The sequence below is a fragment of the Sphingomonas sp. CCH15-F11 genome (assembly GCF_001557005.1).
In the GTDB taxonomy this organism is placed as follows: domain Bacteria; phylum Pseudomonadota; class Alphaproteobacteria; order Sphingomonadales; family Sphingomonadaceae; genus Sphingomonas.
Genome location: NZ_LSKG01000132.1, coordinates 31,815 through 47,917, shown reverse-complemented (window position 1 = coordinate 47,917; position 16,103 = coordinate 31,815). Strand labels below are relative to the sequence as shown.

Below are 16,103 nucleotides of genomic sequence, written 5' to 3'. Positions count from 1 at the left end.
GGTGCGCCCGCGCGCCTCAAGCGTCGCCGCTCAACCTTAACTGCGCGGGGTCATAGCCGGGCTTGTGCCGAGCCAGCAGCGCAGCGGGCAGCGTGTGCAGGACGGGTCCGGACGTGTAGAGCAACGACGCCTCGATCGTGCGGCCGGGAAAGATCACCGCGAGTGCGGCGGCATAGGAGGCCATCTGGCGCAGATGATATTCGGGCACGTCGGCCAGGGTCGCCGGTGCGATGCGCCCGGTCTTGAAATCGACGACCTGCACCCGATCCTCCTCGACGCGCAACCGATCGACCGTACCGGAAATGACGAGGCCGTCGACGACCGCCGCGATCGGCGCCTCGGCGAGCGCGTCGATGCCGAACAGTCCGGCGAAGCGCGGGTCGTCGATTACCCTGAGTGCGTCATCGACCAGCGCGGTCGCCAGCGCCATGTCAGTCACCCCGGCGGCCTGCATCAGCCAGCGCAACGCCGCATCGCGCCGTTCAGCGGGGGCCACGGCCGGCAGCCGCTCGAACAGCCGATGGAGCAGCTGACCGCGAACCGCCGCCGCGCGCGCTTTCGGGGGAAGCGGGGGGTCGGCGATCGCGTCGTCGCCGATTGCCGAGGGCGCGAGCGGACGGGGTGGACGCGCTTCGGCGGGCGCGGGCGCGCGCAGCCAGTCGGGCAGATCGACCGCGTCATGCTGCGGTGGCCGCTCGGCCCGTGCAGCGCCCCCGCCAGCATGCGTCACGCCGACCCCGGTAAAGTCCCGATCACCGCCGGCATCGGCTTCGGCGACGCCGAGTCGGTCGAAAGCGCGGGCGGCGGCGGCATACCAGCTTTGTTCAGGCGGGCTGCCATTTGCCCTGGGTCCTAGCGCACCGCCGATCACCAGCCAGCGTTCGGCGCGTGTCGCGGCCACGTAGAACAGCCGCCAATGCTCCTCCATCTCGCGCGCGTCGCTCGCATCGAGCAACGCCTCCAGCGCGGCGCTGCGTTCGTCACGGCGCGGCCGGATCAGGGGCAGCGCCGGTTCGCGATCGCCGAACACCGGCCAGTCGAGCAGGTCGCGCCGGTTGCGCGTCGGGTCGACCGTCGCGTCGGCCAGGATGACCAGCGGCGCCTGCAGCCCCTTGGCACCGTGTGCGGTCATCACGCGGACCGCGCTCGCCGCCTGCGACGGGTCGCGCTTGATGTCGACATCGCCGCGATCGAACCAGTCGATGAAGCGTTGCAGCGACGGCGTCGCCAGCCGTTCGAAACCCAGCGCCGCGGTAAGGAGTTCCTCGATCGGGTCGCGCGCCTCCGCACCGAGCCGCCGGATCAGCTTGCGCCGCCCGTCGAGCGCGCCGCTCAGCAGGTCCTCCAGAAAACGATAGGGCGTGGTGAAATCGGCCTGCGCCAGCATCGCATAGAGCGGCGCCAGCCGGTCGTCCGGCTGCGTCGCGCGCAGGTGACGCCACAGGCTGCCGCGCTCGCGCACCGCGGCGGCCATCAGCTCGTCCTGGCTCCACCCGATCAGCGGCGAGACGAGCAGGCTGGCGAGCGACAGGTCGTCGTCGGGCTGGAGTGCGAAGCGGATCGCGGCGAGCAGGTCCTGCACCGCCAGCGGTGCGTTGAGGCGCAGCCGGTCGACACCGGCGACCGGCACCCCGGCCGCATAGAGGCGCGCGACGATCAGCGCCGCCAGCTCGCCGCGCCGCTTGACCAGAATCATCACCTCCCCCGGCGTGATCCGACCCTGATCGATCCACGCGGCGACCTCGGTCGCGATCCGGGTCGCCATGCCGCGCGCGGCATCGTCGGCCCAGCCCTCGGCGTCCTCGTCGCTGCCGCCTTCGATCACCGGTGCCCACAGGGTCACCCGCCCCGGCCCCGGCACGTTGCTGCCATGCGGCTCGACCGTGCTGTGCGCGCCCAGCGCATCGTCGGGCAGCGCCGCGATCGCGGCATCGACAAAGGTCAGGATTGGCTCGGTCGACCGGAAGCTGTCGGTGAGCGAAAGCGTCGTGAACGGCTGATCGGGCCCGGCGAGCTGTTCGAACATCCGGTGCGCGAGCGCGAAATTATAGGGGTCTGTGCCCTGAAAGCCGAAAATCGCCTGTTTATAGTCGCCGACGGTGAACAGCGTGCGCAGCCGGTCGCCTTTCGCGCCTTCACCGGCAAAGAACTCGTCGGCGATGCGGCGGACGATTTCCCATTGCGGCCAGTTGGTGTCCTGCGCCTCGTCGATCAGGATATGCTCGGTCACCTGGTCCAGCTTGTAGCGCACCCAGTCGCCGATGCCGGGCAGCGCAAGGAGCCTGGCGGTCTCGCGGATCAGGTCGTTGAAATCGACCGCGCCGATGCGCCGCTTCGACGCCGCATAGGTTTCGGCATAAGCGCGTCCGGCGGTCAGCCCCTGCGCAAGCAGGTCGGCAAAGCCGGCACGGGCGCGCAGCCCGACCAGCTCGCCGCACCAGCCGTGAAAGCGCGTCGCCAGATCGGCATAGTCGGCGACCAGTGGCGCCTGACCTTTGGCGAACGATCGGAGGTCCCCGTCCGCCTTTGCCCAGACAAGGTGCAGTTCGCCCAGTCCCGCGGCGCGCCCGCCCGGATCGCGGCTGAGCCAATGCGCGATCGCATCCGCCCGCGCCAGGCCGTTCTTGGTCCCCCACCCCGCGTTCATCGCCGCGACGGCGCGCAGCCCGGCAATGTCGCACGCATCATCCGCGCACGCCGCAGCGATCGCCGCCTCGACATCGCCAGGGGGCAGATCGAGACAGTCGCGGACGAAGGGCTGTATCAGTCCGGGCAGCCGCGCCATTGCGTCGGGGCGGGCGGCACAGGCGCGCAGAAAGGCCTCCGCCCGCCCCTCGCCCATGCGCAGGCTGAGCGCCCGTACCGCATCGAGCACGTCGGAACCGTGCAGCGATTCCTGCGCAACCAGCAGTTCCGCCAGCGCCTCGCGCGCCAGCACCTGTTCCTCACGCCCCTCAAGCGGGCGGAAGCCGGGAAGCAGGCCGGCCTCGAGCGGAAACGCGGCGAGCAGGCTCTGGCAAAAGCTGTGGATCGTCTGAATGCGGATGCCGCCGCCGGGCGCGTCGAGCACCCGCGCAAAGAGCGTGCGCGCGCGCGCCACCACAGCGGGATCGAGATGATTCTCGCCAAGCGCAAACAGCTCCTTGCGCAGATCGGGCTCGGGCATCCGCACCCAGCGCGCGAGCCGGCCATTGATCCGTCCGGCCATCTCGCTCGCACCCGCCTTCGTAAAGGTGAGGCACAAGACCGCAGCGGGGTCGACTCCGCGCAGCAACAGGCGATAGACGCGCGCGGTCAGCACCTGTGTCTTGCCGGTCCCCGCCGACGCCGACAGCCAGACATGGCCTTCCGGGTCGCTCGCGCGCGCCTGATCGCCCTTCAGCCTGGGCAGGAGGCTGCCGGCCTTACTCACGGCCCCACCATTCGTCGCGGCGCATCAGCTGGTCATAGTCGCCATAGGGCGCGTAGAGCGGGTTTAGCTTGGCGGTGAAGGGCGCGTCGCCGGTGAGCCATGCTGCGGTGGCCTCCATGAAATTGTGCGCAGCAATTTCGACAAAGCGGTTGGCAGGTATTGGATCCTTCCTCTTGGGATCGACGGGTGAGGCGACGAAGCCGAAACCGCCCTGGCGGTTGCGCGCCAGCGACCAGTATTCGAACGCGGTCGCGGTGCCCTGGATCCCCTCGAACCCGCCGCGCTCGGCGATCAGTCCGAGCAGTCCCAGCTGCAGGCTGAACCCCTCACGCACCGCGCGTGTCGAGGGCGGCTGGCCGGACTTGTAGTCCACGATCGCTAGCGTTTCGTCCGCATTGCGGTCGATCCGGTCATATTTGCCCTTGAGCGTGACGCCGGCGATCTCGATCCGCCCCTCCCGCTCGACATCGATCAGCTGCCTGCCGCCTGCGCGCAACTCGACCAGCTGGCTCGCAATCCAGTCGACCGCCTCCATCAGTCGCGGCTGCCACAGCGCGCGCATCAGCGGATGGGTGCGATCATCGCGCATCAGCGCCAGCGCGTGATCGGCCAGCCGCTCGGGACGATCGCGATCCTCCCGCGCCCAGCGTTCAAACACGGCGTGGATCGCGGTGCCGCGCCATGCCGCACTCGCGTCCGCATCGACCGGGTCGAGGGGGGTCAGCTTGAGCATTCGCCGCGCATAGAAGGCGAAGGGGTCGGCCTTGAGCCGATCGACCTCCGTCACCGAAATGATGCGCGGCCGCGCAGTGACGGGCGGACGGGGCGCGGGCTGCGCCGACGGCGCGTGCTCGCGCGGATTGTCGATGTCGGCGCACCACCGCGCCAGGTCATCGGCGGCGTGCAGTTGCTCGCCCGCCAGCGCCTGCAGGCGCAGCCAGAAGCGCGAAGCGATCGTCGGCGCGCTCGCGTCGCGCTCGGCCCTCGTCATCAACACGTCGCGCGCGCCCATTGCCCCGGCCAGGTCATGCGCCGACAGCCCGATCCGCCGTTCAAGCCCCGGCAGGCCGAGTTCGCTGCGGATGCGCGGCGCCAGCCACGGGTCGGGGGCGGGCAATCCCGGCCAGACGCCCTCGTTCAATCCGCCCAGCACCATCAGGTCGGCGGTCTGCAGCCGCGCCTCCAGCAAGCCGTAAATCGCGAGGCGCGGATGCCCGCCCTGCGGCGGCCGGATTGCAATTTCATCCATCAGCGTGCGCAGCATCACGGGCAATGCCGCCGGAGCGATCCGGGCCGGGCCGGGCGCCGCGTTCGCCTCCAGCCCCGCGAGCAGGTCCGCCGCCGCCCGCCCCTCCTGTCGCGCCCAGGCGGCGTCGCCGGCCAACGCATCCGCCGACTCGCGCAGCACCGCGACCAGATCGACGAGCGGTGCGGCATCGCGTCCGAAGATCGCGGCGATCGGCCGTAGCAACGCCTGGGCATGCTTCCAGAACGCGATGGCGGGTCGACGACGATGCGCATCCGCGGCGTCGGAATCGGACAAATGCCGCGCGATGCCCTCAAGTCCCGCAGCCGGACGTGGCCCGCGCAGCGCCAGGTCGAGCGACCGCACGCCGTCCAACCATTCGATGCGCGCATCGCCCGATCGCACCAGCGGATGCTTGAGCAGCGCGAGCAACGGCACCGGCGCGAATCCGGCGGCGGCGGCTTCCGCGATGGCGAGCAGCAAGGTGCCGGGCGCAAGCGTCGACAGCGGCGCGCCCGCGCTGTCGTCGATCGCGATCCCCCAGCGGCGGCAATGCGCGGCGACGCGGATGGCGAGTGCGCGGTCCGGGGTCACCAGCGCGGCGGTCCGCCCCGGCGCCTCGAGCGCCTCGCGCAGCGCGATCGCGATCGCCTGCGCTTCTTCGGCTGGGGTCGCGACGGCGAGCATCGCGACGCCGGTCAACCGACGCTCGCGCGCCGGTACCTCGTTCCAGCCATAAGTGAACTGGGCGGGTGCCAGAGCGGTGGCGATCGCCTTGCCGCGCGCGGGTGCGGCATCATGGTCGCTGCCGTGCCGCCACGCCATCACCTCGCCGCGCGCCACCCCCATGCGATCGAGAAGGAGCTTCAGGTGAAATTGCGGGTGCGTTTCAATCGATGGCGGGCGCTTCCCGGTCACGGCGTCGCGCGGGTGCGGCCCGAGCGCATCCCACTGGTCGTCGGGCATGTCGGTCGCGACGCCCGGCAACACCACCAGCCCCTGCGGGAGTTCGGCGACGCGGCGGAGCAGCCGCGCGACGCTGGGGGCCGCGCTCGTCACGCCGGCGGCGCAGATGAAGCCCGCGGATGTCCCCGTGCGCCATTGGTCCGCAGCACGACGCATCAGCCGCGACCGTCGTTCGGCGAGGTCGATGCACCCCAGCCGCGCAAGCTCCGCCGGCCAGCGATCGAGCAGGATGCGAAACACCTCCAGCGCCCGCTGCCAATGCTCGGACGGCTGCTCCGCAAGCTCGAGCGCGGCGAGCGCGCGCGGCGTGACATCCTCGACCAGCAACTGGTCCAGGGTACGCGCAAGGTCGCCCGCCAGCCGCAGCGCCTCCGCGGCATCGACCGGTGCACCGGCTGCTGCGCGCTCGGCCTCGATCAGGCGCGACAGGATCAATCGGCGCGCGAGTGGATCGACCGCCGGCGGTACCGGGTCGGCGGCATCCGCGGGATCGAACATCGCGCCGGCGGCCTCGTCCAGCTCCGGATCGCCGATCGCAACGATGCGCGGCAGCAGCAGCCCGCTTCCGCTCGCGCGGACGAACGCATCCGTGATCGCCCGACGGGCGCGATGGTTGGGAACCAGGATGGTGCCGCGGGCCAGGGCGAGTGGCTCGCCGCCATGCTGGCGGATCAACCCTGTCGCCAGCGCGTCGGCGAACGCGCGATGAACCGGGATGGTGTAGACGCGCAGGCGGGCGCGATCAGGCATCCGCGAGCAAGGCTTCGGTTTCGACGATTGCGCGCGGCGTGCCGACGTCGAACCACAATCCCTGATGCGGCAGGCCCCAGGCACGCCCGGCCTCGATCGCGCGCTGCCAGAACAGGTTGGTCGAAAACGGTCCATCCGGCCAGTCCGCGATCACGCGCGGCGACAGGATCTGGACGCCGGTGAAGACGAACGGCGCGACGCGTCCCGGCGCACGGCGCCCCGTGATCCGGCCGAAGCTGTCGAGATGGAAATCGCCGCGCCCGCCATGGCTGTTGGCGCGAGCCAGCGGCACCATCAGCAGCAACGCGTCCATGCGGGCATCGTCCCAGTGCTGGGCCAGCAGCCGGATCGCGTCGATCGGCCCGTCGATCCACAGATTGTCGCTGTTGACGCACAGGAACGGGCGATCGCCGAGCAGCGCGCGCGCCTGAACCAGCCCGCCCCCGGTTTCCATCAGCTGCCGCCGCTCGTCCGAGATGACGATATCGATGCCCTTCACCCGGTGGTGCAGATGCGCTTCGAGCGTGTCGGCGAGATAATGGACGTTGACGACCGCCCTGCGCACGCCAGCCGCGCGCAGGCGGTCGAACACATGATCGATCAGCGCGCGACCGCCCACCTCGACCAGCGGCTTGGGGCGGGTCGCGGTGAGCGGGCGCATCCGCTTGCCCAGGCCCGCCGCCATCACCATCGCGATTTCAGGCACCGGCGCGTCCGGATTGGGGCGCAGCGCCAGCGTGTGCGCGGTCGTCATTCGCCGGCGATCACGATCGGGTCGCCGCGCCGGGCCGCGGGGATATTGGCATCGAACCAGGCGCGCACCGGTGCCAGTGCCGGATGCGCCAGATCGCGCTCCAGATAACGCCAGACGCGTGGGCAAAGCCCGGGATAACGCGGCTTGCCGTCACGTTTCCACAGCCGCGTGAAGATGCCGATGATCTTCGCATTCCGCTGCGCGCCCAGCACATGATAGGCGGCGTCGAACCCTTCATCCGCGCCCGTCGTGCGCCGATAGCGGTCGAGCATCTGCGCCTCGAGCTCGGGGGCGACGTCACGCCGCGCGTCCTGAAGCAGCGAGACGAGGTCATATGCGGCGTGGCCGGTCAGCGCGTCCTGGAAATCGAGCAGGCCCAGCGTCTCGCGACCCTCGATCAGCATGATGTTCTCGGCATGATAGTCGCGCAGCACCGTGACCGGAGGCGCGGGCTCGACATGATCGAGCACCGCGTCCCACGCGGCGCGATAGGCCACGACATCGGGTTCGATCCCCACCGCCGGACAATACCATTCGGTGAGCAGCCCGGCCTCGCGCTGATATTCTGCACGATCATAGCCGCGCAACGGTGCCGCATCCTCGCGATGGAGCCGTACCAGCAGGTCGACCGCCTCGCCATAGAGCCGAAGCTCGCTCTCCGGCGCTGCATCGACGGTCTCGCGCATGCGGGCGTCGCCGAAATCCTCGATCAGCACCAGGCCGGCGACCGCGTCCTCGCCCAGGATCGCCGGCGCGGCGAACCCGCGATCGCCCAGCCAGCGCGCGATGGCCAGGAACGGGCGCGCGTCCTCATGCGGCGGCGGCGCATCCATCAGCACCGCGGAGCGCCCCGGCGCGACCGCGCGGAAATAGCGGCGAAACGACGCGTCGCCCGCCAGCGGCAGCAATTCGGCATCGCCCCAGCCATTTGCCGCCAGAAATTCCGCGGCGGCGGGGGGTGGATTCATATCAGCGACCATCGCTGCCTCCATGCCTCCGGCACCATCGCTGTCAAGCGCCGCACGCCATCGCTTTCGATCAACAGGGTCAGCCGCAGGGCGTCCACCCAGGTCAGCTCGGGCAGGCGTTCGGGCCATTCGACGACCAGCAGCGAATCGTGGCGTGCCTCCCACAAGCCGAGCTCGACCGCTTCCTCTGCGTCCTCGATCCGGTACAGGTCGACATGCAGCACCGGAAACTGCACCTCGGGCGGCGCATAAGGCTGGACGATGGCGTAGCTCGGCGACGGTGCCTCGCCCTCTAGCCCGAGTTCGTTCAGCAGGCCGCGCGCGATGCTGGTCTTGCCCGCGCCCAGCGGTCCGCTGAGCGTGACGACGTCGCCCGGACGCGCGACACGCGCGATCCGCGCGCCAAGCGCCAGCGAGTCGTCGATCGACCAGAGCAGGTTGGCGCTCATTTTCGCGGCAGCGTGGCGGTCAGGATGGTGCCGTGGCCCAGCTCGGACACCAGCGACAATTCCCCGCCATGAACTTCGATGAATTGCTTCGCGAGCGGCAGGTCGAGCCCGAGATGGCGATCGCCGGGCCGCGCCACCGCGGGCTGTGCGAAGCGATCGAATGCACGCGCCTGCGCGCTCGGGCTCATCCCCGCCCCGTCGTCGGACACAACCACGCGCGCCGCTTCACGCGTCCCGTCGACGTGCAGCAGCACGCGATTGCCCTCGTCCAGCGTGCAGAGCGCGTGGCGCAGCATATGCTCGATCGCCTGGCGCAGGCGGCGCGGATCGCCCTGGACCGTGCCTGACGACCGCTGGACGTCGATGGCGAGTTCGATCCCGCGCTCCCGGGCCAGAGACACCAGATGCTCGGCCGCGGCGCGTGCGGTCGCATCCAGATCGACCGGCTGGACATCGAGCGCCGCCGCTTCGGTCGCAGTCAGGTCGAGCACATCGTCGACCAGGCCACCCAGGCGTTCGACCGATTCCAAAATGGCGCCGACATAGCTGCTCCCGGAATCGCTCAATTCGCCTGCATATCCGGCGTGCAGCATCTCCGCGAAACCCTTGATCGACGTGAGCGGGGTGCGCAGCTCATAGCTCATGTTCGCGACGAACGCGGTCTTCACCCGGTCCGCCGCCTCCAGCGCATCGTTGCGGTCGCGCAGCGCCTGTTCGATGCGCCGGCTGTCGGAAATGTCGATCATGGTCAGCAATGCGTTGCCGTCGGGCAGCGGCACGGCACCGAATTCATAGTGCCGGCCATCGGCAAAGGCGACGCGGCCGCCGCGCTGCTGGCGCTCGTTGGCGGCGGAGCGGACGAGGTCGGGGATCAGCGACGAGCGCGCCGGATTGGCGAGACGCGGCGCCACTTCCTCTGCCAACAGATCGACGCGGGGATGCGTGCTGAGGAAACTCTCTTCGAGCGCCCAGACCTGCCGGAACTTGGCGTTCCAGATCTGCAACCGGCCATCGGCGGAAAACACGCCGAGCGCCTCGAACAGATTGTCGAAGGTCGCGGTGCGCACCCGCAGCAGCGTGTCGCGCGCGCTCGCCAGCTGGACCTGTTCGGTGCGATCCTCGAAGATCATCAGCAAGCCGCCTTCGGGCAGCGGCTGCGCCACGACGCGCAAATGGACCGAACCCGGCAGGTGCCAATTTTCCTCGATCTCGTCCTGCGTCGCGTGGAACCATGCGCGGCGCTCGGCTTTCCAGCCCGGAAAGTCACGGACTTCGGGCAGGCGGTTGGCCTCGCGCATCCGCTCCAGCACCCGGTCGAACTCCGGCCGGTCGGCGAGCCATTCGGGCCGCATCGCAAAGATACGCTGGAAGGGCTGATTGCAGAAGACGAGCGTGCGGTCGGCACCGAACTGGGCGACCGCGGACGACAGCCGGTCGAGCATCGACCGCTGCGCATCGGCAAAACGCTTGATCCCCGCGCGCGCCTGTTCGAGCTCCTCGATATCGATCGCGTAGCCGGCGGTCCCGCCGTCGGGCATGGGCACGTCGTGAAAGCGCAGCATCCGGCGTGCCCCGCCGATCGTCGCGGGCAGCGCGGTCACCTGCGCGCGGCCGCTGTCGCGCGCTTCGGCCGCGTTGACGATCGGACCCAGATGTCCGGCGGTTTCGACCAGCTCGACCTGGCGCGCGATGACCCCGGCCGCGTCGGACATTTCGACCGCCTGGACATAGGCGCTGTTGACCATCGCGAGCCTGAGGTCGGGGCCGCGATACCACATCGGCATCGGCGCGGCTTCGATCAGCCCGGTCAGCGATTCGAACGCGGCACGCAGCCGGTCGGCCTCACTTTCGGCGCGGTCGAGCTCGGTCTGGATGTCGGTTGCGTCAAAGAACCAGACGATGACGGTGCCGGCCGGTCCCAGCGTTTCGGGCGCGCGATCGCCGATCGCAATCAACCGCCGTGCCGAACCCGGCGGGCGCAGCGCGAGGCGAAACGGCCGCGCGGCGCTTTGCGCCTCGATGATCGCGGCCACCAGCCGCGCACCGTCGGGAAATTCGGTTTCAGCGACCACGCCCGGTTCGTTGCGCAATTCCTCAAGCCGCTCCGGCGCACGGCCGAAGCCCAGCCGGTCGACGAGCGCGAGGGGCAAGGATACGCGCTGATCCGGATCGACGCGCATCGCCATCGCCGGCGAATGGCCGATCAGGGCGTGCGCGCGCTCGGCCTCGGCACGCTGAACCCGCGCGATGCGCGCGCCCTGGACGCTCCGGTAGAAGGCATAGGCCGCCAGCGCGACAAGGATCGCCAGGACCGCGCCGAGGACAAGGAGTGCAATCGGCTCAGCGATCGTCATTGAGGATGGGCCAGATACGCACGCATGGCCAACGGGTAGCCATCACTGCGCCCAAGCGAAACCCCCTTGATGCCGCGGGGCACCAAGGGGGCTGAAGCCACGCTGAGCGACCCGCCCGCTTGCGCGAGCGGATCACCTCAGCTTTCGCGAGCCGCGATCAAAACCGCGCCTGCGCGCCGATGAACGCGACGCGACCAATGCCGCTGACCGGATAGGCCGAGCTCGACAGATAGGGACGCGCATCGGTCAGGTTGTTGACACCGGCGTTGAGCGAGAACGACTCCGTCACGTCGTAATTGACCGCGACGTTATGGACGAAATACTCCCGCGCCAGACCCGCCGGACCGAATTCCCGGTCCACCCGTTCGATCTGCACAGCCGACGCCACGGCTTGCTCGCCGATATACTGGACGGTGTAATTGAAGCCGAGGCCCTTATAGCCATAGGTGAACGTGCCGAGCCCCGACCATTCCGGCGCGCCCGTTTCGCGCAGGCCCGGATTGACCAGCGTGGTGTCAATCGGATCGAAGAAACGATCGACCTTTTCGGTCCAGTTGCCGCTGACCCGCAAACCGAAATCATGGTCGCCGATGTCGAATTGATAGGCGGCGGTGAAGTCGATGCCCGAAGTCTCGATGCGTCCGAAGTTGATCTGGGTCTGGCGCAGGAAATTAAAGCCGAACGTCGTCGGCCCCGATCCGGGACCATTGCGACTGATCAGATCGCAGAACTGGTTCGGAAAGGTCGTGTTGTCATAGCACGTATTAACGATGTCCTGCGATGTCACCGCGGCGATCGCATCCTCGATTTCGATCGAGTAATAGTCCGCGGTCAGGGTCAGCCCGGGAATGAATCGCGGCTGGATCACGCCGCCCACCGTCCATGTGGTCGCGGTTTCCTCGGACAGGTTGGGGTTGCCGCCACTCGTGCCCGAAAAACGCGCGGTCAGCGGATCGCTGTAGCTTGCAATAAAGCTCGCAGCATTGGGGATGTTGAGCGCGGTTGCCGCGGCGATACAGTTGGCAAGGCGGTTCGGTGTCGCGTTCTGGTTGAGCACATCGCACGGATCCGAAGGACGGAACGTCGCGCCCTGCGCGGGTTCAAACAGTTCCGCGATGTTCGGGGCACGGATTGCGCGCGCATACGTGCCACGGAACCGGATATCCTGGACCGGCGCCCACACGCCGTTGACGTTCCAGGTGAACGCGCCACCGACCGTGGAGTAATCGGCATAGCGCCCGGCGGCGCCGAGTGTCAGCTCGTAGAAAAAGGGCGTGTCCTTGAGGATCGGCAGCGAGATTTCGCCGAACACTTCCTTCACGTCGAACGACCCGCCGGTGTTGAACGTGCGGGTCTGTGCGTCGAAAACCAGCTGCTGGTTGTCCGAGACGTCGCCGATGAAGGTGCCGGCGGGACCGGCGGGCGACCCCTCCGGCAGCAGGCCGAGCTCGAGATCGCTGAACCGCGAGCTCGAACGCTCCTCGCGATACTCGCCGCCGACCGCGAATTTGACCGCGCCGCCGGGCAGATTGAAGAACCCGCCGGTATCGCCCGTGATGATCCCGTTGACGACGAACTGCTGGAGCACGAACCGATTGGTGGTCGGCGTCGTAATGAACGCGACCGCTTCGGGGCTCAGCGAGTTTTCCCCCGCCAGGATGTTGCCCGGGCGGCACTGGCCGTCACCGGGGCGGAAGGTGAAGAAGCCGGGCGCGATCACGGGAAACACTTCGCTGCCCGGATGCGGCACGGAGCTGATGTCCGAACGGCAGATCGGCTGCCCATTGGGACCGGTGACCACGTCGATCGATGCGAACAGGCGGTCATAACGCACGCGGTTGGACTGGGTGACCGAACTCTCGGTCCGGCCGTAATTGCCCGAAACCTCATAGTTCAAATGGCTGTCGATCGCGCCGCGCACGCCGCCGACGATGCGATAGGTATCGCGATTGGCCTCCTGCGTGTTCGGGCCAAGGTCGAGGAAGTCGCGGCTGACCCGCAGACCGCCTGCGTCATCCGCATCGGCCTGAAGCACATCCGGGATGAAGGGATTGTCGGGGAAGATCAGCAGGCTGTCATAGAAGGTGTTGTAATTGTTGCGCGACAGCGTGTTGTTGCGGGCATATTTCGCGTCGACGAAGACTTCTGCGGCGGGCGAAAATTCGTAGTTCGCGCGCAGATTGGCATAGATGCGCTCGCTCCGCGGAATGAGCGACGTCTGGTTCGTCCGCTCCACCGCGCCATCGCCGCCGAACTGGTTCTGGCTGGTCGAAATGACGCCGTCCTCGAAAATCTTGACGCCGCCACCCGGCGTCGAGATGTAGCAGCCGCCGCCGCCGAAGCCGGTCAGGCCGATATAGCTTTCTTCGCAGTCGTTGACGCCGTTATTGTTGATGTCCGCGTTGAAGAACCCAAAATCATTGCGGAAGATCAACCCCGAGCCGGAGCTGATCGCGAACCGGGGATCGGCACCGATCACGAACAGTGGCGCGTTGGCCGCACGGTCGATCAGGGCCTGTTCGGCCGCGGTTGGCGTACGTCCAGGGAAGAAGGTCGAAAATTGCTGGGCGGTCGGAATCGCGAAACCGATCGGGAAACGGCCGGCAGCGTTCGAGAACCGCTGGGCGAAGTTCGGCGTTGCGGCCGCGCTGATGTCCCCGCGCTGGAAACGGCGCAGCGGATTGGCGTAGGTGGTGCTGTTGTTGCCACGTCCGTTGTCACGCGTGAACGGACGATCGCCCAGCAGCACTTCCTGATCATTGGTGTAGCCTGCGGACAAGGTGATGTTGCCGCGGCCGCCGCCGAAGTTGCGCCCGTAAGTCCCATCGATCGATTGCGACGAGCCATTGCCCGACGTCGCAATGCTCGACCGGCCATTGAGCTGAAAACCCTCGAAATCCTTGCGCAGGATATAGTTGACCACGCCGGTAACGGCGTCGGCACCATAGACGGCCGACGCGCCGCCCGTCAGCACTTCGACGCTCTGGATCAGCGCGGTCGGAATGGTCGACACGTCGACCGTCTGCGCGCCCGCAACGCCCGACACGTGGCGATACCCATCGACCAGAACCAGCGTGCGGTTGGATCCGAGCTGGCGGAGATTGAGGGTTGCCTGGCCAATACCGACATCCGCATCGCCGCGTTCGATCGAGTCCGCCACCGTCGTGGACGCCAAAAGGGCCGGAATCTGGCGAAGCGCCTGGCTCGCGTCAGTCGCACCGGTCGCCAAAATGTCAGCCGACGACACGGCGCTTACCGGCGCGGGTCCGGTGGCATTCGGATCGCGAGTCAGGCGCGATCCGGTGACGACGATGTCTTCTCCGCTCGCTTCCGCTTGACCGGTGGGCGCATCGACCGGCGCCGAATCCTGGGCGAACGCCGCCGTCGACAGGACAAGCGAAAGGCCGCTGCCGATCATCAGACCAGCGCGCCCGGCAATGTGATTGAAACGCATTAGGAAATCCCCGCTTAACAATAAGTTGCCTGTCATCAGGATCAGGCGACCAGCCGGGGCTCCTCCAACCCCGGACTTATTGCGCGGGTCGAGCCTATCCAGGCTCGTCCGCCGCGCAAGTTGTGCAGCGCGGAAATGATGCCTCAGGATCAGCCAATGTCAACTTAGTGTTACGAAAAAACCGGCTCCGGCGTAATGTTGTGACAAAAATGGTGCGCAAAGGCAGCCGCCGGTCACGGCAAGGCATCGCAAGCCCGTTCGCCGCATACAAAAAGAGAGCGCCGCGAACGGCGCTCTCCCGAAACGTCACTGGCAACAAATCCCGATCAATAGCGGTAATGATCCGGCTTGAACGGGCCCTCGACCGGCACGCCGATGTAGCTCGCCTGCTTCTCGGTCAGCTTGGACAGCTTGACGCCCAGCTTTTCGAGGTGGAGCGCGGCGACCTTCTCATCGAGATGCTTGGGCAGGACGTACACCTCGTTCTGGTACGCGCTGGTGTTGGTCCACAGCTCGATCTGCGCCAGCACCTGGTTGGTGAAGCTCGACGACATGACGAAGCTGGGATGACCCGTCGCATTGCCCAAATTGACCAGGCGGCCCTTGGACAGGACGATGATCTTCTTGCCGTCGGGGAACTCGACCTCGTCGACCTGCGGCTTGATCTCGGTCCACTTGTAGTTGTTGAGCGCGGCGATCTGGATCTCGCTGTCGAAATGGCCGATGTTGCACACGATCGCCATGTTCTTCATGTCGCGCATGTGATCGAGCGTGATGACGTCGGCATTGCCCGTCGCGGTCACGAAGATGTCGGCGCGCTTGGCCGCTTCCTCCATCGTCACGACCTCATAGCCCTCCATCGCCGCCTGCAGCGCGCAGATCGGATCGACTTCGGTGACAATGACGCGCGCGCCGCCGTTGCGCAGCGACGCCGCCGAACCCTTGCCGACATCGCCGAAGCCGGCGACGACCGCGACCTTGCCGGCGAGCATCACGTCGGTCGCGCGGCGGATCGCATCGACCAGCGATTCCTTGCAGCCATAAAGATTGTCGAACTTCGACTTGGTCACGCTGTCGTTGACGTTGATCGCCGGGAAGGGAAGCTTGCCCTTCTTGGCGAGTTCATACAGGCGGTGAACACCGGTGGTGGTCTCTTCCGACACGCCCTTGATGCTCTGGACGGTCTTGGTGAGGTAGCCGGGACGCTCGGCCAGGAAACGCTTGAGCGTGGCGACGAAGATTTCCTCTTCCTCGTTGCCGGGCACGAACAGTTCCTCGCCCGCTTCGACCCGCGCGCCCCACAGCGCGAACATCGTCGCGTCGCCGCCATCGTCAAGGATCATGTTGCAGGTCGTGTCCTGGCCCCAGTCGAAGATGCGCACGACATAGTCCCAATATTCCTCCAGCGTCTCGCCCTTGACGGCGAACACCGGAATGCCGCGCGCGGCGATCGCGGCAGCCGCGTGGTCCTGCGTCGAATAGATGTTGCACGACGCCCAGCGGATTTCGGCGCCCAGCTCGATCAGCGTCTCGATCAGCACCGCGGTCTGGATCGTCATGTGCAGCGACCCGGTGATGCGCGCGCCCTTCAGCGGCTTGGTCGCGCCAAATTCGCCGCGCAGCGCCATCAGGCCGGGCATTTCGGTCTCGGCGATCTCGATCTCCTTGCGGCCGAAAGCGGCAAGTTCGATGTCCTTGATCACATAATCCTGGGCGGGGGCGAGCGTCGCGGTGGCCACGTCAAATCTCC

The 16,103-nt window shown here is 67.7% G+C and carries 8 protein-coding genes; all 8 read right to left on the bottom strand.

All coding sequences use genetic code 11. The annotated features are described in order from the left end of the window. Window positions 1-16 precede the first annotated feature (16 nt). The 8 genes from addA to ahcY all read right to left on the bottom strand — a co-directional run bounded on the left by addA (window position 17) and on the right by ahcY (window position 16,092). Window positions 17-3,412, bottom strand: coding sequence for a double-strand break repair helicase AddA (gene addA / locus AX709_RS12640; RefSeq protein ID WP_066549743.1), 3,396 nt, complete (start codon window positions 3,410-3,412; stop codon window positions 17-19). Then, a complete protein-coding gene (addB, locus tag AX709_RS12635; RefSeq protein ID WP_066549740.1) occupies window positions 3,405-6,374 on the bottom strand; it encodes a double-strand break repair protein AddB in 2,970 nt (989 codons plus the stop codon). Before addB ends, addA begins: the two co-directional genes overlap by 8 nt. Next, window positions 6,367-7,128, bottom strand: coding sequence for a nucleotidyltransferase family protein (locus AX709_RS12630; protein WP_066479565.1), 762 nt, complete (start codon window positions 7,126-7,128; stop codon window positions 6,367-6,369). Before AX709_RS12630 ends, addB begins: the two co-directional genes overlap by 8 nt. After that, on the bottom strand, window positions 7,125-8,108 hold the full coding sequence (locus AX709_RS12625) for an aminoglycoside phosphotransferase family protein (RefSeq protein ID WP_066549797.1): 984 nt from the start codon (window positions 8,106-8,108) through the stop codon (window positions 7,125-7,127). Before AX709_RS12625 ends, AX709_RS12630 begins: the two co-directional genes overlap by 4 nt. Continuing rightward, a complete protein-coding gene (tsaE, locus tag AX709_RS12620) occupies window positions 8,093-8,545 on the bottom strand; it encodes a tRNA (adenosine(37)-N6)-threonylcarbamoyltransferase complex ATPase subunit type 1 TsaE (RefSeq protein ID WP_066549738.1) in 453 nt (150 codons plus the stop codon). Before tsaE ends, AX709_RS12625 begins: the two co-directional genes overlap by 16 nt. Further along, window positions 8,542-10,899 (bottom strand): sensor histidine kinase, encoded by a 2,358-nt coding sequence (locus AX709_RS12615; RefSeq protein WP_066549735.1) that lies wholly within the window; start codon window positions 10,897-10,899, stop codon window positions 8,542-8,544. Before AX709_RS12615 ends, tsaE begins: the two co-directional genes overlap by 4 nt. Before the next feature lie 157 nt (window positions 10,900-11,056). Beyond that, a complete protein-coding gene (locus tag AX709_RS12610) occupies window positions 11,057-14,353 on the bottom strand; it encodes a TonB-dependent receptor domain-containing protein (RefSeq protein ID WP_066479576.1) in 3,297 nt (1,098 codons plus the stop codon). A 326-nt stretch (window positions 14,354-14,679) separates the two neighbouring features. Further along, window positions 14,680-16,092: an adenosylhomocysteinase gene (gene ahcY, locus AX709_RS12605; RefSeq protein WP_066549733.1), complete on the bottom strand. Its 1,413-nt coding sequence runs from the start codon at window positions 16,090-16,092 to the stop codon at window positions 14,680-14,682. Between the last annotated feature and the right edge of the window lie 11 nt (window positions 16,093-16,103).

Bases quoted from the DNA above. Each gene is read 5' to 3' on its own strand.
- addB (WP_066549740.1), bottom strand. From the start codon at position 6,374: ATGCCTGATCGCGCCCGCCTGCGCGTCTACACCATCCCGGTTCATCGC.
- AX709_RS12625 (WP_066549797.1), bottom strand. From the start codon at position 8,108: ATGGTCGCTGATATGAATCCACCCCCCGCCGCCGCGGAATTTCTGGCG.
- tsaE (WP_066549738.1), bottom strand. From the start codon at position 8,545: ATGAGCGCCAACCTGCTCTGGTCGATCGACGACTCGCTGGCGCTTGGC.
- AX709_RS12615 (WP_066549735.1), bottom strand. From the start codon at position 10,899: ATGACGATCGCTGAGCCGATTGCACTCCTTGTCCTCGGCGCGGTCCTG.
- AX709_RS12630 (WP_066479565.1), bottom strand. From the start codon at position 7,128: ATGACGACCGCGCACACGCTGGCGCTGCGCCCCAATCCGGACGCGCCG.
- AX709_RS12610 (WP_066479576.1), bottom strand. From the start codon at position 14,353: ATGCGTTTCAATCACATTGCCGGGCGCGCTGGTCTGATGATCGGCAGC.